This window comes from Jeotgalibacillus sp. ET6 (assembly GCF_029667115.1).
Taxonomy (GTDB): domain Bacteria; phylum Bacillota; class Bacilli; order Bacillales; family Jeotgalibacillaceae; genus Jeotgalibacillus.
Genome location: NZ_JARUIU010000008.1, coordinates 1 through 20,908 on the forward strand (window position 1 = coordinate 1; position 20,908 = coordinate 20,908).

The 20,908-nt window shown below is 44.2% G+C and carries 18 protein-coding genes and 1 pseudogene; 9 read left to right on the plus strand and 10 right to left on the minus strand.

The window, feature by feature from the left end; genetic code table 11:
- From P6709_RS15880 to P6709_RS15890, 3 genes and pseudogenes are all read left to right on the plus strand, one after another.
- Positions 1 to 2,865 (plus strand): annotated as a pseudogene (locus P6709_RS15880) (hypothetical protein); the annotation flags it as partial.
- A 60-nt stretch (positions 2,866 to 2,925) separates the two neighbouring features.
- On the plus strand, positions 2,926 to 4,125 hold the full coding sequence (locus P6709_RS15885; RefSeq protein ID WP_278241924.1) for a hypothetical protein: 1,200 nt from the start codon (positions 2,926 to 2,928) through the stop codon (positions 4,123 to 4,125).
- 242 nt (positions 4,126 to 4,367) lie between these two features.
- Entirely contained in the window at positions 4,368 to 5,474 is a 1,107-nt protein-coding gene (locus tag P6709_RS15890; protein WP_278241925.1) for a glycosyltransferase, read from the plus strand.
- A gap of 61 nt (positions 5,475 to 5,535) precedes the next feature.
- Here the strand turns inward: P6709_RS15890 and mgrA are convergent, their stop codons facing one another.
- Positions 5,536 to 6,528, minus strand: coding sequence for an L-glyceraldehyde 3-phosphate reductase (gene mgrA, locus P6709_RS15895; RefSeq protein WP_278241926.1), 993 nt, complete (start codon positions 6,526 to 6,528; stop codon positions 5,536 to 5,538).
- A gap of 219 nt (positions 6,529 to 6,747) precedes the next feature.
- Here mgrA and xth point away from each other — a divergent pair, with 219 nt between their 5' ends.
- The 3 genes from xth to P6709_RS15910 all read left to right on the plus strand — a co-directional run bounded on the left by xth (position 6,748) and on the right by P6709_RS15910 (position 9,129).
- Positions 6,748 to 7,503, plus strand: coding sequence for an exodeoxyribonuclease III (xth, locus tag P6709_RS15900; protein ID WP_278241927.1), 756 nt, complete (start codon positions 6,748 to 6,750; stop codon positions 7,501 to 7,503).
- Between the two features lie 75 nt (positions 7,504 to 7,578).
- Positions 7,579 to 8,424 carry an NAD(P)H-hydrate dehydratase gene (locus P6709_RS15905; protein ID WP_278241928.1) on the plus strand — a complete coding sequence of 282 codons (846 nt, stop codon included), beginning with the start codon at positions 7,579 to 7,581 and terminating at the stop codon, positions 8,422 to 8,424.
- Positions 8,425 to 8,631: 207 nt separating this feature from the next.
- Positions 8,632 to 9,129: a DoxX family protein gene (locus P6709_RS15910; RefSeq protein WP_278241929.1), complete on the plus strand. Its 498-nt coding sequence runs from the start codon at positions 8,632 to 8,634 to the stop codon at positions 9,127 to 9,129.
- Between the two features lie 65 nt (positions 9,130 to 9,194).
- On the opposite strand, the gene P6709_RS15915 is transcribed toward P6709_RS15910, so the two are convergent.
- From P6709_RS15915 to P6709_RS15925, 3 genes are read right to left on the minus strand one after another with little or no spacing between them, the layout of a single operon-like run.
- Positions 9,195 to 10,559, minus strand: a complete 1,365-nt coding sequence (locus P6709_RS15915; RefSeq protein WP_278241930.1) for a YjiH family protein — start codon at positions 10,557 to 10,559, stop codon at positions 9,195 to 9,197.
- 3 nt (positions 10,560 to 10,562) lie between these two features.
- Entirely contained in the window at positions 10,563 to 11,888 is a 1,326-nt protein-coding gene (locus P6709_RS15920) for an aspartate aminotransferase family protein (protein WP_278241931.1), read from the minus strand.
- The gene (locus P6709_RS15925; RefSeq protein WP_278241932.1) at positions 11,885 to 13,219 is read right to left on the minus strand and encodes a sigma 54-interacting transcriptional regulator; all 1,335 of its coding nucleotides are present in this window, start codon (positions 13,217 to 13,219) and stop codon (positions 11,885 to 11,887) included. The genes P6709_RS15920 and P6709_RS15925 overlap by 4 nt, the downstream gene beginning before the upstream one ends.
- 329 nt (positions 13,220 to 13,548) lie before the next feature.
- Here P6709_RS15925 and P6709_RS15930 point away from each other — a divergent pair, with 329 nt between their 5' ends.
- Both P6709_RS15930 and P6709_RS15935 read left to right on the plus strand, forming a co-directional pair.
- A complete protein-coding gene (locus tag P6709_RS15930) occupies positions 13,549 to 14,058 on the plus strand; it encodes a YhcN/YlaJ family sporulation lipoprotein (RefSeq protein ID WP_278241933.1) in 510 nt (169 codons plus the stop codon).
- A 200-nt stretch (positions 14,059 to 14,258) separates the two neighbouring features.
- On the plus strand, positions 14,259 to 15,842 hold the full coding sequence (locus P6709_RS15935) for a catalase (protein WP_278242041.1): 1,584 nt from the start codon (positions 14,259 to 14,261) through the stop codon (positions 15,840 to 15,842).
- A 591-nt stretch (positions 15,843 to 16,433) separates the two neighbouring features.
- Here the strand turns inward: P6709_RS15935 and P6709_RS15940 are convergent.
- From P6709_RS15940 to P6709_RS15965, 6 genes are all read right to left on the minus strand, one after another.
- On the minus strand, positions 16,434 to 16,766 hold the full coding sequence (locus tag P6709_RS15940) for a hypothetical protein (protein WP_278241934.1): 333 nt from the start codon (positions 16,764 to 16,766) through the stop codon (positions 16,434 to 16,436).
- Positions 16,767 to 16,813: 47 nt separating this feature from the next.
- A complete protein-coding gene (locus tag P6709_RS15945; RefSeq protein WP_278241935.1) occupies positions 16,814 to 17,842 on the minus strand; it encodes a TPR domain-containing glycosyltransferase in 1,029 nt (342 codons plus the stop codon).
- A gap of 30 nt (positions 17,843 to 17,872) precedes the next feature.
- The gene (locus P6709_RS15950) at positions 17,873 to 18,316 is read right to left on the minus strand and encodes a hypothetical protein (RefSeq protein ID WP_278241936.1); all 444 of its coding nucleotides are present in this window, start codon (positions 18,314 to 18,316) and stop codon (positions 17,873 to 17,875) included.
- A gap of 43 nt (positions 18,317 to 18,359) precedes the next feature.
- The gene (locus P6709_RS15955; RefSeq protein ID WP_278241937.1) at positions 18,360 to 18,836 is read right to left on the minus strand and encodes a hypothetical protein; all 477 of its coding nucleotides are present in this window, start codon (positions 18,834 to 18,836) and stop codon (positions 18,360 to 18,362) included.
- Between the two features lie 178 nt (positions 18,837 to 19,014).
- Positions 19,015 to 20,022: an NADP-dependent oxidoreductase gene (locus P6709_RS15960; RefSeq protein ID WP_278241938.1), complete on the minus strand. Its 1,008-nt coding sequence runs from the start codon at positions 20,020 to 20,022 to the stop codon at positions 19,015 to 19,017.
- A 196-nt stretch (positions 20,023 to 20,218) separates the two neighbouring features.
- Entirely contained in the window at positions 20,219 to 20,404 is a 186-nt protein-coding gene (locus P6709_RS15965) for a YfhD family protein (RefSeq protein ID WP_278241939.1), read from the minus strand.
- 150 nt (positions 20,405 to 20,554) lie between these two features.
- Here P6709_RS15965 and P6709_RS15970 point away from each other — a divergent pair, with 150 nt between their 5' ends.
- Positions 20,555 to 20,815 (plus strand): hypothetical protein, encoded by a 261-nt coding sequence (locus tag P6709_RS15970; protein WP_278241940.1) that lies wholly within the window; start codon positions 20,555 to 20,557, stop codon positions 20,813 to 20,815.
- The last annotated feature ends 93 nt before the right edge of the window (positions 20,816 to 20,908 follow it).

Here is a 20,908-nt window from a genome sequence, read left to right on the forward strand (position 1 = left end):
GCAACGGGAGTAACCGGAGCCACAGGTGTGACTGGCCCAACTGGAGCAACCGGTGCAACTGGTGCAACCGGAGCAACCGGTGCAACTGGAGCAACCGGCGTGACCGGAGCAACAGGAGTCACTGGAGTAACCGGAGCCACAGGAGCAACGGGTGCAACTGGAGCCACTGGAGTAACCGGAGCAACGGGAGTCACTGGAGCCACAGGAGCAACCGGCGTGACCGGAGTAACCGGCGCAACAGGCGCAACGGGTGTAACAGGAGCCACTGGAGCAACCGGCCCAACAGGAGCCACAGGAGCAACTGGTGCAACAGGAGCCACAGGCGTCACTGGCCCAACTGGAGCAACCGGAGCAACTGGCGCAACCGGAGCAACGGGAGTCACAGGAGCAACAGGAGCCACAGGAGCAACAGGAGCCACTGGAGTAACCGGAGCAACAGGAGTCACTGGCCCAACTGGAGCAACCGGAGCAACTGGTGCAACCGGAGCCACTGGAGCAACAGGAGTAACCGGAGCAACCGGCGCAACGGGAGTAACCGGAGCCACAGGTGTGACTGGCCCAACTGGAGCAACCGGTGCAACTGGTGCAACCGGAGCAACGGGAGTAACCGGAGCCACAGGTGTGACTGGCCCAACTGGAGCAACCGGTGCAACTGGTGCAACCGGAGCAACGGGAGTAACCGGAGCCACAGGTGTGACTGGCCCAACTGGAGCAACCGGTGCAACTGGTGCAACCGGAGCAACCGGAGCAACGGGAGTCACTGGAGCCACAGGAGCAACCGGCGTGACCGGAGCCACTGGAGCAACCGGAGCAACTGGAGTAACTGGAGCAACCGGAGTAACGGGTGCAACAGGAGCCACTGGTGTAACAGGCGCAACCGGAGTCACAGGATCAACAGGAGCCACTGGAGTAACCGGAGCAACGGGAGTCACAGGAGCAACAGGAGCCACTGGAGTAACCGGAGCCACAGGAGCAACCGGCGTGACCGGAGCAACAGGAGTCACTGGTGTAACAGGCGCCACAGGAGCAAAGGGTGCAACTGGAGCAACAGGAGCAACAGGAGCCACTGGAGTAACCGGAGCAACGGGAGTCACTGGAGCCACAGGAGCAACCGGCGTGACCGGAGCCACTGGAGTCACTGGTGTAACAGGAGCCACAGGAGCAACCGGAGCCACTGGAGTAACCGGAGCAACAGGAGTCACAGGAGCAACCGGAGCCACTGGAGTAACCGGCGTGACCGGAGCAACAGGAGTCACTGGAGTAACCGGAGCCACAGGAGCAACGGGTGCAACTGGAGCAACAGGAGCAACAGGAGCCACTGGAGTAACCGGAGCAACGGGAGTCACTGGAGCAACAGGAGCAACAGGAGCAACCGGCGTGACCGGAGCCACTGGAGTCACTGGTGTAACAGGAGCCACAGGAGCAACAGGAGCCACTGGAGTAACCGGAGCAACAGGAGTCACAGGAGCAACCGGAGCCACTGGAGTAACCGGCGTGACCGGAGCAACTGGTGCCACTGGAGCAACAGGAGTAACTGGAGTAACCGGAGCAACAGGTGTAACTGGCGCAACCGGAGTAACAGGTGCAACGGGAGCAACAGGAGCAACAGGAGCAACAGGAGCCACTGGTCCAACGGGAGTAACCGGACCAACCGGACCAGTTGCAGTAGGAGTTACCATTGAAAATGTGGGGCCGAGTGTAAGCTCGCAGTTCGATGAACTCAATACTGCAGAAAGAACTCCAGTGCTTGAACTGCAATCTGTATATGGCATATCAGATTTGCGGGATCTTATCACCACTACTGGTGGAGGAACGGTTACAAACACCACGGTAGAATATGAAGTGAGTGTAACAACTGGAGCCACGGATACAGCAACATTGGATAGTGTAGAAAGAGGACGGTATATGCCTGGATATGCTGGGGAATCTGGCGTTGGTGTAAGAATTCCGGCTCCGCCTAGCGCAAACCAAGTATTTAGATGGGGCTTATTTGATGATGAAAATGGGGCTTATTTTGGTCAAAGTGTAGCTGATGGCATATTTGTAGCGATCAGAAGAGCGGGGGTAGATACGATCATTCCTCAAGCTTCGTGGAATATTGATCCGCTTGATGGCACTGGACCGAGTGGAATTACCCTTGATTTATCACTAGGTAATATTTTTCAGAATAGATTTACCTGGTATGGATATGGGGTAGTTGAGTTCAACATTGTGGTGCAAAACCCAATTACGTTGGCTCAGCAAGTTGTTACAGTTAACCGTTTCAGACCTGCTAACCAAACAAGTTTTACTGATCCTAACCTGCCGCTACGAGCTCAAGTCGAAAACGACGGTACCGCTTCTGCTAACAGTATCTTCGTGGGCGGAAGACAATACAGCATACTTGGAAAGTTTAATCCAGAGTTCAGGATTACTTCGGATAGACGTTCAGTCACTGTTGGAACGGTTGGGTTACCGGTTATATCCTTCCAAAGAAAGCCTGAATTCCCTGCTGGTTCTGGAAGACCAAATTCAGTCAGCGTAACTTTAGAGGGGTTAGATATTATTACTTCAGCAGACATTTATTATCAGGTTATTGTGAATGGGACATTAAATGGTGCATTTACTAACTTCCCTACAACCAATACCGCTATTCCAGATGATGAAACGGCCCTTTTGGTTAATTTCACTGCTACGACGATTACGGGAGGTCAGGTGGTGTATCAGGGAGTTGCTGCAAGTGCACCAGGTACTGCAAGAGATTTAGCCACAGCTTCTCTCCTGACATTTGAACTTCCTGACGAGCAGCCTGTGAGTTTAGTTATAGGAACTTTCGGTGGCACTTCATCTGTATCAGCAGTGTTGAGGGTTACAGAAGAGTGGTAAAAGAGCAGGTGTGATCCCGATTTTTCGGGTCATGCCTGTTTAAAAGGAAGGAGTGAAAAAATGACAATAATTGAAAATGTAGGTCCGAGCGTCAGTTCACAATTTGACGAACTAAATGTTTCACAACGAACACCCATTGTGGAATTAAAATCGGTTTACGGATTGTCTGAATTAAGAGATATTGTGGAGACAACTGGAAGCGGCACAGTAACGAACACATCGGTTGAATATCAATTAAGTGTTACAGCTGGTGCTACAGATTCTGCAACATTGGACAGTGCTGAAAGAGGCCGTTACATGCCAGGCTATGCAGGTCAGGCAGGGATAGGAGTCAGAATTCCTGATCCCCCTGCTGCTACACAGGTATTCGGGTGGGGGTTATTCGATGATCAAAACGGTGCTTACTATGGCCAAAGTGTAGCTGATGGAATCTTTGTCGCCATTAGGAGAGCTGGATCCGATACAATTATCCCCCAAACCTCCTGGAATGTTGACGAGCTGAACGGTACTGGTCCTAGTGGAATAACCTTAGATCTATCACTTGGTAATATATTTCAGATCAACTTTACTTGGTATGGATATGGTGTGGTTGAATTTAATATTGTTGTACAAAACCCAGCAACCCTTGCCCAAGAAGTGGTGACGGTTCATCGCTTTAGACCGGCAAATCAAACGAGTTTTGAGGATCCAAACCTGCCTCTCCGTGCACAAATTGTAAACGGGGGTGCAGCAGAAGCGAAAAGTATTTTTGTAGGCGGCCGGCAATACAGTATACTAGGAAAATTTGATCCTGAATTTAGGATTACTTCAGAACGAAGGCAGGTTGCTGTTAACACGACGGGTGTCCCTGTGATTTCTTTTCAAAGAAAGGCAGTATTTCCAGCCGGTTCAGGCAGATCAAATTCTGTCAGTGTCACACTTGAAGGGATCGATATCATTACAAATCAGGATATCTTTTTTCAAGTAAAAGTTGGAGGTACATTAAACACAGCATTTACAAATTTCCCAACTGCAACAACAGCGATTCCAGATGATGAAACAGCCTTACTTGTTAATAACACCGCTACTACTATTACTGGGGGAGAAGTTGTATTTCAGGGAGTGGGAGCTAGTGGGAATTCTAACGTGGGCAGAGAGCTTGCTACCGCTAACCTCCTGGATTTTGAATTACCTGACGATCAAATTGTCTCTTTAGTGGTAGGATCCTTTACCGGCACCCCTACAATTTCTGCGGTATTTAGGGTAACGGAAGAATGGTAAAAAAATTCATCTGAAAAAAATAACTCCCATTAAATTGGGAGTTTTTTTAGTAGTCGGCAATTTAGATCGTTGCATTGTTTTTGCTTAGTCTGTAAGCGTGCACAAAACAAAATATAAATACCGAACCTCATTAGATAAATTCCTTAACTACCAAGGTCTAGCCATCGTTTATCTCTCATAGACATGTAAATAGCGTGTAGAATAGTCAATTTATTGATTTCATTGAAAAAAGGAGAGATTGCATGCCCACAATCAGCCTGTGTATGATGGTCAAGAATGAGGAAGAAGTATTAGGCCGCTGCTTAGAGTCAGTAAAGGATCTTGTGGATGAGATTATTATAGTAGATACGGGATCGACGGATCGGACGGTTGAGATCGCAAAAGAATTTACGGACCGGGTATTTTTCTTTGAGTGGACCGGAAGATTTACAGATGCCAGGAATGAATCCTTTAAGTACGCGACCAAAGAGTATACTTTTTACCTGGATGCAGATGATGTGTTACTGGAGGAAGACCGGGAAAAGTTTAAAAAGTTGAAGGAAACACTGGATCCGGCGGTTGATTCTGTGTCCATGTTTTATAATGCCGGCACAGATGAATTTGGAAATGTTACGCTTCAATATCGCCGCAATCGTCTTGTTAAAACGAGCAGGAATTATAAGTGGGAAGGCGACTGCCATAATTATTTGAATGTATTCGGTCATATTATAAATTCCGATATAGCGATCACACATAAGAAAATCCGCCATTCAGTAGGCAGGAATTTATCGATTTACGATACGAAAATCGAAAATGGGGACGTGTTCAGTCCGCGTGATTATTTTTATTATGGAAATGAATTGAGAGAGAATGGCCATCATCAAAAAGCAATTGAAAGTTATTCAAAAAATATAGAATTAAAAGAGGGCTGGGTTGAAGATAAAGTATACGCGTGTATTAACAGAGCGGACTGCTACCGGTTTGAAGGAGATACAGATAAAGAGCTGGCATCTTTGTTTGAATCGCTGCGGTTTTCTAAGACGCCAAGACCTGAGATGTGCAGCAGGGTAGGGTATAACTTTCAACGAAAAAAGGAGTACAAGGCAGCTATTTACTGGTATGAATTAGCGACTACAATTGAAAACGACCCGAACAGGTGGAGCTTCAGCTATCCTGCTTATTCAACCTGGTACCCGCATCTGCAGTTATGTGTGTGTTATTATAATCTGCCTGATTTTGAAAAATCCTATAAACATAATGAACTGGCACGAAAATATCGTCCCAATGATGAACGGGTTCTTCTCAACAAAGAGCTGCTTGAAAAAAAATTAGGGATAAAAAAAGAAACGAATGCAGAGACCACTTCATGAGTTTGAATATTGTCATCATAAGAAAAGTCCGCCTCTTTTTAAGAGCCGGACTTTTTGATGTCTAATGAGTCAAAATTCGTTCAATAGCAGATAATTGGTCTGATGAAAATTCAAGGTTTTCAAGTGTTTTAACGTTTTCTTCTATTTGACTGACCTTGCTTGCTCCAATTAAGGCAGAGGTTACTCTTCCTTCTCTGAGAACCCACGCAAGCGCCATTTGAGCCAGACTTTGTCCGCGGTTTTCAGCCAGTGTATTGAGTTCCTGCACTTTGCTGATCACCTCATCGGTTACTTCATTTTCTCCGAGTGCACCTGTTGACTTGGCAGCACGCGACTCTGAAGGAACCCCATTTAAATACTTGTTGGTTAAAAGTCCCTGCTGCAATGGACAGAAGGCGATCGAGCCGACCCCATTTTCCTGAAGCACATCCTGTACACCGTCCTCAATGGAACGATTCAGCATAGAGTATTTCGGCTGATGGATGAGAAGAGGCGTTCCAAGATCATTTAATATGGAAATAGCTTGCTTTGTCTGATCCGCGTCATAGCTTGAAATTCCTACATATAATGCCTTACCTTGCCGGACAATCTGATCGAGTGCACCCATTGTTTCTTCCATTGGTGTATGTGGATCAGGGCGGTGGGAATAGAAAATATCAACATAATCAAGCCCCATTCTTTTTAAGCTCTGATCAAGACTTGATATAAGATATTTTTTGGATCCCCATTCCCCGTAAGGCCCATCCCACATGTGATAGCCTGCTTTGGAAGAAATGACTAATTCGTCGCGATACGTTGAGAAATCTGTTTTTAATAAAGAGCCGAACATTTCCTCAGCCGATCCGGGAGGGGGGCCATAGTTATTCGCGAGATCAAAATGAGTAACCCCTAAATCAAACGCTCTTCGCAGCATTGCCCTTCCATTTTCAAAAGAATCAACTCCGCCAAAATTGTGCCATAATCCAAGTGAAATAGCCGGGAGAAGCAAGCCGGAATTTCCGCACCGATTGTATTTCATTTCACTATACCGATCTTTAGAGGACGTGTATGCCATAGGTAAAACTCCTTTTAGTAGGGATTAAGAAATGAAGATTAAAAAATTAATTGAAACCGCATTCATTCCTTAATTTACTAGTTTAATGAATGCAGAAGGAGATGGAAAGCATTTTGACTTTTGTGCTCGGGTTAATAAGGGTAAAATGGCTTTATATAGTTGACTAAACATGGGTATAAAATTTAAATCAACTAGATTCAAAGAACAGGGGTCATAGGAATGAAACTTATTTCGTGGAATGTAAATGGCATCAGAGCTTGCGTGAAAAAGGGTTTTCTGGATTATTTTCAACAGGTGGATGCAGATATTTTTTGTCTGCAGGAAACAAAGGTTCAGCAGGGTCAGATTGAACTGCCGCTTGAGGGATACTGGCAATACTGGAACTATGCCGTAAAAAAAGGGTATTCGGGAACAGCGGTATTTACGAAAAAAGAGCCATTATCCGTTCAATACGGACTTGGAGAAGAACGGGAAGAAGAAGGCAGGATTCTTACATTGGAATTTGAGGAGTTTCATTTAATTAATGTTTACACACCAAATTCCAAAAGAGATCTAACAAGACTTCCTTACCGCTTGGAGTGGGAAGAGCGAATGAGACTATACATTTTAGAGCTGGAACAGGTGAAGCCCGTTATTTTGTGTGGAGATCTTAATGTGGCCCATCAGGAAATCGATTTGAAAAATGCAAAGCCAAATCGGGGGAACTCCGGATTTACAATAGAAGAAAGAGGGAAAATGACGAAGCTTCTTAATGAAGGCTTTATCGATTCTTTTCGCTATTTTTATCCCGAGCTTGAAGGGGCGTACAGCTGGTGGTCATATATGAGCAAGGTAAGAGAACGGAATATTGGATGGAGAATCGACTATTTTATCGTTTCTCAAAAGCTTGAACCTAAACTGATGGATGCAGCTATTCACCCTTACGTTCTTGGTAGTGATCACTGTCCGGTGCAATTGGAGTTGCAGAGTACATAAGCCTGTAAACCATTTCTATCTTGTTTATCCAATTTAAAAAGAAGGAAAAGAAAGGATAATATGGAGGTGGCAGAAATGACTGAACAAAATGAGCCGAGAGTGTGGACAAAGGAAAAAGCAAAAATCACCTTGCCTGTCAGAAAAAATTCGGGACATAAAGGAACCTACGGCACCGGTCTTTTGCTCGCCGGAAGCAATGATATGCCAGGAGCCGCATTGCTTTCCGGGATAGGTGCGCTGAGGAGTGGAATTGGAAAGCTCGTTATTGGAACGGAAAAGGAAGTGGTGGCTCATGCCGTTTCCACGATCCCGGAAGCGACGTATTTATCTGATGGACTGAATAAAGTGGGAAATGGTTCAGCAGAACTTCAGGAATATAAAGCAATTGCAGCAGGGCCGGGGCTTGAACCCGATGATGCTGTAGAAAAAGCGGTTCAAATGCTTCTGAAGACTTCCTGTCCGGTGGTGCTCGATGCCGGCGCTTTGTCCCAGCGGTCCTATGAAAAGCGTGACGCTCCTACAATTTTGACCCCTCACCCCGGCGAATTCTCAAGGATAACAGGATTAGAGATAAAAGAAATTCAGGATAACCGGGCTAAGACTGCTTCAGAATGGGCAGCAAAGTGGGACGTTACAATTGTTCTGAAAGGAAATGAAACAGTCATTGCTTTTCCAGACGGAGAAACCTGGATTAACCCTACAGGAGACGGTGCTCTTGCAAAAGGGGGAACTGGCGATACACTGACTGGGATTATGCTTGGAATGCTTTGCTGTCATGAGAATTGGCGGCATGCAGTGTTAAACGCGGTTCATCTTCATGGCGCCTGTGCCAAGAAATGGACACTGACACGTTCTGCTCATACATTACTGGCTCACGAAATCAGCGGTCTGCTTCCGGAAGTATGGAAGAGCTACGAATAGCGAGTATGAACATGCGCTGAGAAGATTCTTCTCAGCGTTCTTTTAGGAAAGAGAAGTTGTTTCTAATTTGTGAAACATTTCACAATTGAGTTGTATTTTCTGACAGTTGAGAATAAAATAAAAGTAACAAATACTTGTGAAGCGTTTCACATAAACAAACCTGCACCATATATGTGAAAAATTTCACATGATAAAGGAGAGAGTACCATGAAAGAAAAATGGTGGAATGGAAAAGCAGCAGCCTTTTTGTGGACAGTTCTTCGGGTATGGTTGGGGATTCAATGGCTTGAAGCAGGTTGGGGGAAAGTAACAGGCGGGTTTGATGCCAATGGGTATTTACAGGGAGCAATCGCAAAAGCTGGAGGAGAAGCACCTATTGTAGCTGGCTGGTACGCCGCATTTCTTGAACATGTTGCGCTTCCAAATGTAGCGATCTTTAACATCTTAATTCCATGGGGAGAATTGTTTGTCGGGTTAGGTTTAATTGCTGGTTTACTAACCGTTCCGGCTCTTGCGGCAGGTGCTTTCATGAATGTGAATTTTCTGCTTGCAGGCACCATCAGCACCAACCCGGTTTTACTGACAGCAGCAGTGATATTGCTTCTTGCAGGATATAGTGCACAGCGATTTGGTCTTGACCACTGGGCGATTCCGGCAGCAAAGAAAAAGGTGCAAAAACGCAGGATGAAAGAAGCCCATGCGTAAAGGACAGCATATAAAAAACCTCCCCCTTGTAATAGAAGGAGGAGGTTTTTTAGGCTGAACCTTTTTTATACAAACAGATGGGCAAAAAGTACAATAATGGGCATTGTAATGATGGTGCGCAAAGTGAAAATGAGAACAAGCTCATAAAATTTCACAGGAATATTTGAGCGTAGGATTAAAATACCTATCTCAGACATATAGATGAGCTGGGTTAACGAGATTCCTGCAATCACAAATCTTGTCAGTTCGCTTTCAATACCGCTGCCTAAAACTGCCGGGAGAAACATATCTGCAAAACCAACTAGTATCGTCGGTGCAGCAGCGGATGCTTCAGGCAGGCCGAAAAGGGTCAATACAGGAATTAATGGATAAGATATAAGTTCAAATAAAGGCGTATAGGTTGCGATGATTAATGCAAGTGTACCTAATGTCATGACGAGCGGAATTAATCCAAGCCAGATATCTAGTACGGTATGAATTCCTTTAGCTGCAAGCTGTTTGGGACCTTCCACCCGGCTCGCTTTCTTTTTGGCTTCCTGAAAGCCCCATGAAAAAAGAGAAACACCTTCAGGTACTGTATCGTCAATTTTCTTTCCCACCGGTTCATAATACGTATCGGGTTTTCGGGAAAGCGGGGGAATCCTTGGCATGATGATGGCAGCCACAATTGAAGCAGCTGAAACGGCCACATAGAAAGGGAAGAATAAATCACCGATGCCAATGACGTTTGCAACAACTAAACTGAATGCAACAGATGCAACTGAGAAGGTGGTCGCGATAACGGCTGCTTCTCTTTTTGTATAATAGCCTTCATCATACTGCTTCATCGTAACTAATACACCAACAGGCGCCGCGCCCATCCATGAAGCCATGCAGTCAATGGACGACCGTCCCGGCAGTGTAAAAACAGGACGCATCACTTTGTTTAACAGACTTCCTATGAATTCCATTAACCCGAATTCCACTAAAAGGGGAAGTAAAATGCCTGCAAATAAAAACCAGGTTAGCAGCACAGGAGCCAGGTCATACAAAACCACGCCTCCCGTATCTCTTGAAGAAATGGCAAGAGGACCTATTTCAAAATAAGCCATCAAGCCAATGATAAATCCAATCACGCGGACAATGAGACCGAAAATATTGGTGACAAATAAACTGCTTAAGAAAAGAGACTTTTGAACAAATTCCGGTTTTACAGCTGTAGCAGCGAGACTGATCACTGCTGATAACCCAAGAAGTACTAAAATAAATGCAGGAATCCAGTCTCCAAAAGCGGATTGAATAGATGAAGCAAGAATTCCGACGCCGATCGTAATTTCTCCGTTATAACGGACAGGCACTAAAAATAACAGTGCACCGATTAAAGAAGGAATGAGAAATTTCCACGCAGCTGAAGGTGAAATGGAACTGTCTTCCTTTTGTATAGTGGACATCAGTTATTCCTCCTTTTCGTTTTTCAGTGTATCAAGTGCCTGATCCAGCACTTGAATGCCTGTATCAATTTGCTCCTTCGTAACCGTGAGCGGCGGGATCATCCGAATCACTTCGCCGGCATTGCCGCAAAGATAAAATAGTACGCCTCGCTCCAGACAATCATCCAATACCTTCATCACTGCGTTTCCATCAGGTTTTCTGGTGCGCACGTCCTGTAATTCAATGCCGATCATTAACCCGACGCCTCGAATCGTTTTAATTGAGCTGTGTTTTTCTTTAAGCCCATCAAGCTTATCCATCGCGTATGCCCCCATGTCACGGGCTCTTTTCAGCAGTTGTTCTTCCTTAAGCACTTCAAGAGAAGCTAGAGCAGCAGAGCAGGCCATTGGGTTGCCTCCAAAGGTCGTGCCATGTGTGCCAAGCGGCCATTTCTCCATCAATTCTTTAGAAGCCACAGTCGCACTGAGCGGCAGACCGGCAGCGATGCCTTTTGCGATTGCCATAATATCAGGCGTCACGCCGAATGTTTGCGCAGCAAACCAGTCGCCTGTCCGTCCGAATCCTGTTTGTACTTCATCAAAAATCAGCAGGATCCCGTGGCGGTCACAAATTTCCCTTACCTTCGCAAGCCACTCCTTTGGCGGGATAATATATCCGCCTTCACCAAGCACTGGCTCTAAAATGATGCAGGCCACTTCTTCCGGAGTCACCTGATGATTAAACAATTTCTCCACGTCACGCTCGAGTTTTTTCGGAAAGTAGTCAGCAGGATCCTCTCCTTCAGGCAAATCTTCCGGGTGTGCATAAGGCAGCTGATACGTAAGCCAGGACGGCTGCATATATTTTCTGTATTTGCTTTTAGAGGTTGAAACACTCAATGCACCTATTGATCTGCCATGAAAACAGCCGGTGAATGAAACCACGTAAGGACGTTTGGTCGCATACTTGGCAAGCTTTATGCCGCCTTCAATGGCTTCAGTGCCGCTGTTGGCAAAGAAGAAATTATCGAGTTTGGGCGGGAGAATCTGCTGTAATTCATACGCCAGCTTTAAAATTGATTCATAGATAATCACGCCGGAGGGTCCGTGCAGTAAATGATCGGCACTGTCTTTAATCGCCTGAACCACTTTAGGGTGGCGGTGTCCAACATTTTCTACGGCAATGCCTGACGTGAAGTCGAGGTATTTTTTTCCGTCAGCTCCGTAGTAATAGCAGCCCTCTGCTTTCACTACTGGCAGATTTGGGTGATCCTTTGCCATGCTGGGTGCTAATAGATTTCCAATAGAGCCCGCAAGCTCCTGCCAATCGGGTGTTTGTTTTTGCGTCATAAGGTGTCATCTCCTAAAGGTGTAGTGGAATATTTTTTTAACTTGCGTACAACAGAAGGCTGGCTGATGCCAAGAACTGCTGCCATTTCAGTTGTCGTTCTGTAACGGTTTTTAGCATTTGTGATCACTTTTTTTTCAACAAATTCTAAAATATGAGGAAGTGTTTTTCCGTCCAGATCAATCTCCATTTGTTCTTCCTTTGTGGGCTGATAGTCGGGAGGAAGGTCGTGAATTCCGATGGTATCCCTTTCACTTTCTATGAAACTTCTTTCTACTACGTTTTTCAGCTCTCTGAAATTCCCATTCCAGGGCAGTTGCAAAAGATGAAGAAAGAGTGTGTCGTCAATATTTTTATTTCGGCTGTAGGTCCGTTTTAACTTGTTAAGATAAACGGTTATAGCTTTTGATAAATCCTCGGGGCGTTCTCTCAGCGGCTTTAGCTCAATGGAAACAAGGTGAAGACGATAAAAAAGATCTTCTCTGAAATTTCCGTTTTGCATTGCCTCTTTTAAGGAATGCACACTTGTTGCAATTACTCGGGAATCTTCATGATGCTGCAGCAGCTTGAACAAAATCGATTGAGATGATCTCGATAACTGATCAACTTCTTTTAGGAAAAGTGTTCCTCCGCTTGAAAGCTTCAAATAACCTTGTGACTGTTCTGTACCTGATAAAACATCCTCAAAAACTGCATCAGGAATCGAAGGGCAGTCCACCTCAATGAAAGGCTGATCTTTTCTCTCACTTTCATTATGTATCGTTTTGGCGAGTATGCTTTTTCCGGTTCCATGTTCCCCGTAAATAACTACCGGTGTATCAAATTGCTTCATTTTATAAACGGTCTTTAGAGCTTGTCTCGTAGAAGGACTTTCAGAAATAAAATCTTTAATTTTCATCTGCCTATTCCGAAAGTAAGCAAGTTCTTCTTTTGCAAGACTGATTTGGGATTCAAGTTCATCAAGATACTCCTTCATGATCATAAGTTCAGAAAGCTCATAGGAGTAGCTGATCACATGTTCTACTTCAAATTCATCGTTCAATAAGGGAATACCGGTAATTAAAACCTTTTGACCGGAAGGCGTTTTTTGGACCATGATGACTTTCTTTTTCTTTTCAACTACCTGCGGCGTAATCGCGGGAGAAAAAATCCCCTGACGTTCTAGCTCCAGTACCGATCTGCCGAGCAAATCAGAAGGGGAAAGCCCATAATGTTCACCACTTTTAGGCGTTACTTTAATAATTTTTCCTTCAGCAGTGGTAATAATGATGTCCTCATCGTGCTTTTTCATAATTTCCTCGTTTTGATTAGAGAGCAGCAATAGTGGATTCATATTCCAACCCCTTTATTCATATCTGAATAAGACTATACACTATTGAATAATAAAAATTCAATAGAAAGTATAAATATTATTAATTGAATTGTTTAATAATAGATTTAGAATTATGCATTTTACAATTGAAAGAGATTGAGATAAGAGGGTTAAAACCGCATTTTATGAGTTCACCTCGAGTTTTCTTCATCCAGCATATTTTTCAGGCAGGTGAAAATGGACAAGCAGGCTCATTCTATACATTGAAAGGCAGCCGCAGAGTTGAATAACGCTATACATAATTACGGTTTTATTGGTTACGTTAAAGTAAAAGACTGGAGGTTTACCCATTGAAAAATACTCTAATTATTTCCGGCCAGATAGCCTTAGCCGTTTTATTGCTGATTGGATGCAATACAAGTCAAATTGATGAAGCAGTGGATCAAAACGATAATCCGGAAGTGGCTGATTTAGTAAATAATGAAGATCTTAAAGAAGCAGGGGCATCAGATGGAAGACTGGAAGTGTCAGAAGAAGCCGCTGCCGGCATAGCTCAAATAGAAGGTGTGGAGGACGCCCGGGTATTTGTTTCTAACCACAATGCCTTTGTTGCGATTGATTTGGAGGATTCGACTACTGAAGAGGTGCCTGAAGAAGTGAAATCCAACGTAACCAGTGAAATCAAGTCTTCGGGTCTTGAGGGAATTGACCATGTATACATTTCCGCTGACCCGGACTTTCGAGACAGGCTGGCGCAATTTGGCGAGCGGGTGAAAGACGGCGAGCCGGTTGAGGGACTGGTTAATGAATTTAACGGGACAGTGGAACGGGTGTTTCCGGATGTCACTTTTACTAATTAGTTCTATTTAAAAGAGCGGTTACAAGGTAATCTAAGTATCAAATTAAAATTGTTATAATTTGCAGTTTATTCACTCAATTAGTGGGTACAAGTACATTGTATTCCAAAATTAGGTACAAGGAGGAATTGTTCTTGGACAAGAAAAAGGATGAATTCACAGGTACTTCTGTTGAAGGGGAAGGTAATTCACACGATAAGCGAATGGGAACAGGGGAAAATGAAGAATCTCTGACCAATCGCCAGGGACACCCTGTTACGGATAATCAAAATGTCAGAACAGTTGGAAACAGAGGACCAACGACACTGGAGAATTACGATTTTCTTGAAAAGATCTCTCATTTCGATCGTGAAAGAATCCCTGAACGTGTTGTTCATGCCCGAGGCGCAGGTGCTCATGGCTATTTTGAAACGTATGGCAAAGCCGGAGAAGAAGATGTATCTACATACACGCGAGCCAAGGTTTTTCAGGGCGCTGGCAAACAGACGCCTGTATTCGTCCGCTTTTCAACGGTTGCAGGAGCAAAGGAATCTCCTGAAACAGCCAGAGATCCAAGAGGATTCGCCGTTAAATTTTATACAGAGGACGGAAACTGGGATTTAGTAGGAAATAATTTAAAAATCTTTTTTGTACGCGATCCAATTAAGTTTCCGGATATGATCCACGCGTTTAAACCGGATCCTGTCACGAATATTCAAAATCCTGAAAGAATGTTTGATTTTGTTTCGCAGTCACCTGAAGCCACTCATATGATTACCTTCCTCTTTTCACCATGGGGGATTCCCGCTAACTACCGGCAAATGCAGGGATCTGGCGTAAATACGTATAAGTGGGTGAATGCAGAAGGGAAAGCCGTTCTTGTTAAATACCACTGGGAGCCGCTGAGTCAGGGGATCCGGAATCTGACTCAAAAAGAGGCGGATGAAATTCAAGGAAAAAATACAAGTCATGCGACTCAGGATTTGTATGAGGCGATCGAAAGAGGAGACTATCCGGAATGGGAGCTTTGCGTGCAGATCATGAGTGACGATGAGCATCCGGAGCTCGATTTTGATCCGCTTGATGATACTAAACTGTGGCCGACTGATCAATTTCCATTCCTGCCTGTAGGAAAAATGGTACTGAATAAAAACCCTGAAAACTTCTTCGCGGAAGTGGAACAGGCTTCATTTGGGACAGGCGTATTGGTAGATGGGCTTGATTTTTCAGATGATAAAATGCTGCAGGGCCGTACGTTTTCCTACTCAGATACGCAGCGTTACCGGGTCGGAGCAAACTATTTGCAGCTCCCGATCAATGCACCTAAAAAGCGTGTAGCGACAAATCAGCGTGATGGTCAAAGTGCGTATTATGTGGACTCTGCTCCAGGTAAAAATCCGCATGTGAATTATGAGCCTTCTGTACTGGATGGCCTGAAGGAATCCAGGCAGGAAGGAAAAGAGCACCAGCCTTCTTACAACGACCGTCTGGTTAGAGAAGGCATCGACCGCCCAAATAATTTTGGGCAGGCGGGTGAAACTTATCGGAATTTTGAAGAGTGGGAGAAAGAAGAACTCGTAAGCAATTTGGCTGATGCTCTGGCAGTCAGTCATAAAACGATTCAGGAAACGATGATTAATCATTTCACCAAGGCCGATGAAGAATACGGAAGACGCGTAGCTCAAAAGCTTGAAGAAGTTCTGGCTCAAATGAAAGACATGGAAAACAGTGAGCAAATCGGAACCACAGACAGTGAAAAAGCGATGTACAGTGCTCAGCGTAAAGGGCATAAAGCAGATCCCTATTAAGTTGCTTATTAGACAAGACTGAAGGATTTATAAAGATCAGAACGTGCGTTTCATGTGCACTCAAAGCCGCTGTTCATTCCATTTACACGGAATGAACAGCGGCTTATTATGTCTTGAAAGAAACTTAATTCAGAGCGTCAAAACAATTGAACAAGGATGAGCTCCTTTCGTTATAAGGAAGTGTAAAGGTGCAGCTCGATTTATGTACCTGCTGTCTAGTTAAAAAGAATAGGTTCATTGCAGCAAAAGGCGGGGACTCCAGCGTGATGAAGCGGGAAGGGTGAGACCGGGAAGATGCGGCAGCATCAACGGGGCTCACCTCCTACCACGCGGAAAGCCTCCGCCTGGAGAGGGAAATGAACCGGTTTTTATTTGTATTTTGTAAGTGTAAAGGTGGAGCTAAAAGATATTAACCGTTTTAAAATTTGTACCAGCTGCCTAGTTTAAGAAGAATAGGTTCATTGGAGCGAAAGGTGTGAACTCCAGCGTGATGAAGCGGGAAGGGTGAAAACCGGAAGATGCGGCAGCATCAACGGGACTCGCCTCCCGCCACGCGGAAAGCCTCCGCCTGGAGCGGAAATGAACGGGTATTTATTCGTCCAGCTTACGATACCTCTTATCATCCTGTGCATCGATCACTTTCAATACATGACTTAATTTCGTATCGAGCAGCAATTCTTTTTTTATGACAACTTCAAGCATTTCCTGAACACTATCGTTCACCTTGAGCAGTTCCCATAAGGTAGGCTCGTGTGAACGTTTAGTCAGAGTCCCGAGTACGTACTGAATTTTTTCTGCTTCGGCGTTGACGATGTGGGCGAGACTCAATTCTTCCATTCCAATTGAGGCTAAGAGCAGGTTAATTACGTCATCCCGATCAATGGTAATCGAAGGTGTTATATTTGGAATATTTGGTTGAGACACAGCAAAACTTCCCTTCTACATAAATGAAAATTTTGTTTTATGGTCTATTAAAGCTCCCCGGATTTCTCCAGACATTTTTCAATCCAGCTTTGAGCTTTCTTACTCCCTGCTCCTTTTGAAACTAAATGATGAGGATGATCATCCCCGATTTTCAAGCAGTCTTCAAAAGAGGAGAGCGCTTCTTTGTACCGCTGCAAATGATAAAAAGCCATTCCTTTATAAAAGTGGAGGTCTACATAATCAGAGTAAAGTTCAATCGCTTTTTCAATACCCTTCACTGCACCTTCATAGCTGCCTGTTTCGATAAGAATGGCGTATTTTAATTTATAAAGCAAAGAAGGCGGTTTTCGCATATGTTTCAGAAAAAGAATGATCGATAAATTCACACATTGAAAGGCTTCGGGGTAATTTTCCTGTCTGTAATATTCGCTTGCCAGATGGTACTCCATCCAGGGGCTGTGATCAGGATCAGCGATTTCACGCTGCAAATGCAATAGGTTCCTTGCGCCTTTATTTTTCCGGTGAACGACATCCTCCAAATACCCGTAGTGGTGAACAGTCAATGGGTAGGGCTCCGGTTCTGATGCTGCTAATGGGGGAGGGAGCAGAAGGGTTTCATGAATACGATTTTTAAAGACAATGCCGGCATGATTTTTGAATAAGCGCGGCTGATAGTAGATATGCACATTGTCGATATCAATTGAATGGGACAGGCCTGCGTAGTTGTAGACAGGTAATGAAAGAACAGAGGCTTGAGTCGTTTGTAAGTGCTGTAAAAGCTGTTCTTTATCAAAGGAATCTAATTCTTCATCACCATCCAGCCATAAAATCCAATCACCTGTGCAATGCGATAACCCATAGTTGCGGGCAGCTGCAAAATCCTGTGTCCATTCAAAGGAGTGAATTTGTGCACCGAATGACTTGCAAATAGGGATGGTTTCATCTGTTGACCCGGTATCAACAATCACGATTTCCTCGGCAAGACCAGAGGCACTCTTCAAGCACTTTTCAATCCGGCTTGCTTCGTCTTTAACAATCATACATAACGTAACAGAAGGGTGTCCGCTGTTGTTCATTTCCACACTCCTTTTGGTTTAGTCGTTCGTTCAGGTGCTTGCAAGCCACGGAGAAACTTTTTTGGAGCATTCAATAATGATGCGGACATTAGGACGAGGCGGATAGTAAGCTAATAATTGATCAATCAGCCGGCTGCATTGCGCTTGCACCGTTTTGGACAGGTCTCCCGAGTGATAGATCCGGCTTTTTAGTTCATAAATAAGCAGCCGGATTTTCAGCTGCTGTTTTTCATCAAATGGAAGTGTGTAAGAATCATCTATTTCATATCTAAGCTTTCTCGATACAATTGATTCGTGAAGATTTGATAAAAGGGAGAGAGAGGTGATCAGGTTCTGCTCAACAAACGTTTTCTTTTGTGAGAAGATCTGGTCAGTCAATAGCAGATCAACTGCTTTAGTTAAAAATACAATGAACATTTCAATAAATAGATCAGGCTCCCTGTTATTTGTCTCTCTCAACGCGTTTAGGCTCATCGTAAAGCCACCTCCGTTTAAAAAACGCCTCCTTAATAAAGGGTTAGTTCAGGTAGCGCGGCTTTTTCCCGCAGCCCAGGCAATCTTTTTTTCCGCAGTCTTTACAGGTTTTTATGCATTTTTCATCGCAATGTTCTTTGCCGCAGTACTTGCAATCTTTGGATGCCAGGGGCTTCTTATAATCATCACGGCAGCCATGTTTAGATGAATCTTTACAGTTCTTCTTAGAACAATCCTCTTTGTGATCCAGTTCGAGGACATCTTCCAGCTTCAGCTCAAGTAAAATCTGTGATTTAACGACCGTTCGCAGCATCTTGTTGACGCTTTTGTTCATTTCTAAATAGTCATTTGGATGCTTTGGACATAATTTTAGGAAGTGCTGCAGCTTTTCTGCTTCTGCATTCAAAATATGAGATAGCCCAATTTCTTCAAGAGCAATCGATGATAACAGCAAATTGATCGTATCACAGCGATTCAGTGAAATTTGAGGGGTTATATTTGGGATGTTCGGCATCGACATCTACTTCACCACTTTCTTTCTTGTTTGACGTTGCACAGGTGTAATCAATCCGGGTAAACACCTATCTCTTTCCACATGTTATTCAAAAGAAAGCTGAATGTGCTTGTACGAACACGAAACGATGGGAGCGCAAAAAAAACCCCCTGCCGCATCAGCTGGCAGGAGGGAATGTCTTTTCTTATTCTTGAATTTCGCCTACTTTAACAATTGCTTTTCCGAGGTTTGCACCTTCGAATAAGTCCAGAAAAGCATCGATAGTATGGTCAAAACCTTCCGTAACCGTTTCTTCGTACTTAAGCTTGCCTTCATTGAGCCATCCGGCAAGTTCTTTCGCCCCTTCTCCAAAGCGTGAAGAGTAGTTGCCGACGATAAAGCCCTGCATAAGAGCGCTTGTCTTAATTAAGTATCCTTGAACACGAGGTCCTAAATCTTGTTCTACATTGTTGTAGGAAGAGATCGCTCCGCAAACAGGAATGCGGGCAAATTGATTTAGAAGCGGGAAGACCGCATCTCCAATTTCTCCGCCAACATTTTCAAAATATACATCAATGCCATTTGGGCAGGCTTCCTGGAGCGCTTGTGAAACATCTTGTGTTTTGTAATTAATAGCAGCATCAAAGCCAAGTTCTTCTTTTAAGTAGCTGATTTTTTCATCAGAACCTGCAATCCCTACCACACGGGCTCCTTTTATTTTCGCAATTTGTCCGACAGCTGAACCAACTGCACCGGCAGCTCCGGATACCACAACAGTCTCTCCTTCTTGAGGTTTACCGATTTCAAGCAATCCGAAATAGGCAGTCAAGCCAGTCATGCCAAGAATGCTTAAGTATGCTGAGGCTGGCGCCTGATGATGATCCACTTTCCGGATCTCGTCTTCCTTAACAACCGAATACTCCTGCCAGCCAAGAGCTCCAAGTACTACATCGCCTTTTGAAAAACGGTCTGATTTGGACTCCTCTACCTGTCCAATAACAGCACTTGAAATAACCTCATCCAGCTTAAAAGGCTCAACGTACGATTTTGCTTCGCTCATTCGTCCGCGCAAATAGGGATCTACGGAAATGTATTTTGTTCGGATCAACACTTCGCCTTGATCAGGAGAACCAATTGGTGCTTCCACCACTTTAAAGTCATCGTGAGAAGGCGTTCCTTTTGGACGGTTAATTAAATGAATTTTCTTTTGCATTGTCTTATCCCTCCAGTTAATGTATGTTTTCAATTCACACTGTAACGCAATCCAACATTTTATTAAAATAATTCGCCTTGTTCAGTAGGCTGTTCCTTATTCTTTTAAAATGACACCGCTTTTTTATAACGATTTCATACTTTTTTACATACCGGGCAATTAAAAAACCAGCCCCTGTAAACAGAGGCTGATTTCTTTACTGCTGTTTATTTTTATTCATTTTGACCTTATTGATCTCACGCTTGGAAATGGTATCACCGTGTGCAGCCAGTTCGCGAGCAAATTCCTCGCTTACATTTTTAGGATCAATTTTCATTCCTTTTGGCGTTTGTGGAAGAGATTTTTTATTTTTCGATGGTGTTTGGTGATTAGAACGGCTCATAAAAAAACCCCCTTCAGATCATTAAGGTACAATCGTAGTATGAGTAGAATTCACAATTTTATTAGCGGTTTTTCAACTGAATCGGGTGCATAAATTTTTGTTGTAAAAGCCATAGTAATATAACAGGAAAATGCAGTGGAGGGATAGACAATGGAAAAGCACTCAGACGTGAGCTGGAAGGAAGATCAGATGATTTTGCAGCTCCATCATTCAGTGGACCACGCAGCAGAAGCGGTAGGACAGGTCCAAACAAATCCTGATGAGGAAAAGATTTCAGAGGCACTTGAAAAAATTGAAAGAGCAGAGAGAAGCTGCATGAATGCGATTCAATTACGAGGAAGCAGTGAGCCAATCCTTGAGCTGCAGAAAAAATTGAAGGAAAGCAAAGATACACTAAATCAGCTTCATTAATTATGTTAATAAAGTATTACAGCTCATGTCATGATCATGAGCTGTTTTTAAATGGAGTGGTGGAAAGGAAGACTTATACGGTGCCGCGGACTA

Coding starts and splice junctions, on each gene's coding strand:
- P6709_RS15920 (WP_278241931.1), bottom strand. CDS start 11,888: ATGACGCAAAAACAAACACCCGATTGGCAGGAGCTTGCGGGCTCTATT.
- mgrA (WP_278241926.1), bottom strand. CDS start 6,528: ATGGCATACACGTCCTCTAAAGATCGGTATAGTGAAATGAAATACAAT.
- P6709_RS15885 (WP_278241924.1), top strand. CDS start 2,926: ATGACAATAATTGAAAATGTAGGTCCGAGCGTCAGTTCACAATTTGAC.
- P6709_RS15925 (WP_278241932.1), bottom strand. CDS start 13,219: ATGAATCCACTATTGCTGCTCTCTAATCAAAACGAGGAAATTATGAAA.
- P6709_RS15960 (WP_278241938.1), bottom strand. CDS start 20,022: ATGCAAAAGAAAATTCATTTAATTAACCGTCCAAAAGGAACGCCTTCT.
- P6709_RS15890 (WP_278241925.1), top strand. CDS start 4,368: ATGCCCACAATCAGCCTGTGTATGATGGTCAAGAATGAGGAAGAAGTA.
- P6709_RS15905 (WP_278241928.1), top strand. CDS start 7,579: ATGACTGAACAAAATGAGCCGAGAGTGTGGACAAAGGAAAAAGCAAAA.
- P6709_RS15950 (WP_278241936.1), bottom strand. CDS start 18,316: ATGAGCCTAAACGCGTTGAGAGAGACAAATAACAGGGAGCCTGATCTA.
- P6709_RS15945 (WP_278241935.1), bottom strand. CDS start 17,842: ATGAACAACAGCGGACACCCTTCTGTTACGTTATGTATGATTGTTAAA.
- P6709_RS15915 (WP_278241930.1), bottom strand. CDS start 10,559: ATGTCCACTATACAAAAGGAAGACAGTTCCATTTCACCTTCAGCTGCG.
- P6709_RS15955 (WP_278241937.1), bottom strand. CDS start 18,836: ATGTCGATGCCGAACATCCCAAATATAACCCCTCAAATTTCACTGAAT.
- xth (WP_278241927.1), top strand. CDS start 6,748: ATGAAACTTATTTCGTGGAATGTAAATGGCATCAGAGCTTGCGTGAAA.
- P6709_RS15935 (WP_278242041.1), top strand. CDS start 14,259: ATGGGAACAGGGGAAAATGAAGAATCTCTGACCAATCGCCAGGGACAC.
- P6709_RS15910 (WP_278241929.1), top strand. CDS start 8,632: ATGAAAGAAAAATGGTGGAATGGAAAAGCAGCAGCCTTTTTGTGGACA.
- P6709_RS15970 (WP_278241940.1), top strand. CDS start 20,555: ATGGAAAAGCACTCAGACGTGAGCTGGAAGGAAGATCAGATGATTTTG.
- P6709_RS15965 (WP_278241939.1), bottom strand. CDS start 20,404: ATGAGCCGTTCTAATCACCAAACACCATCGAAAAATAAAAAATCTCTT.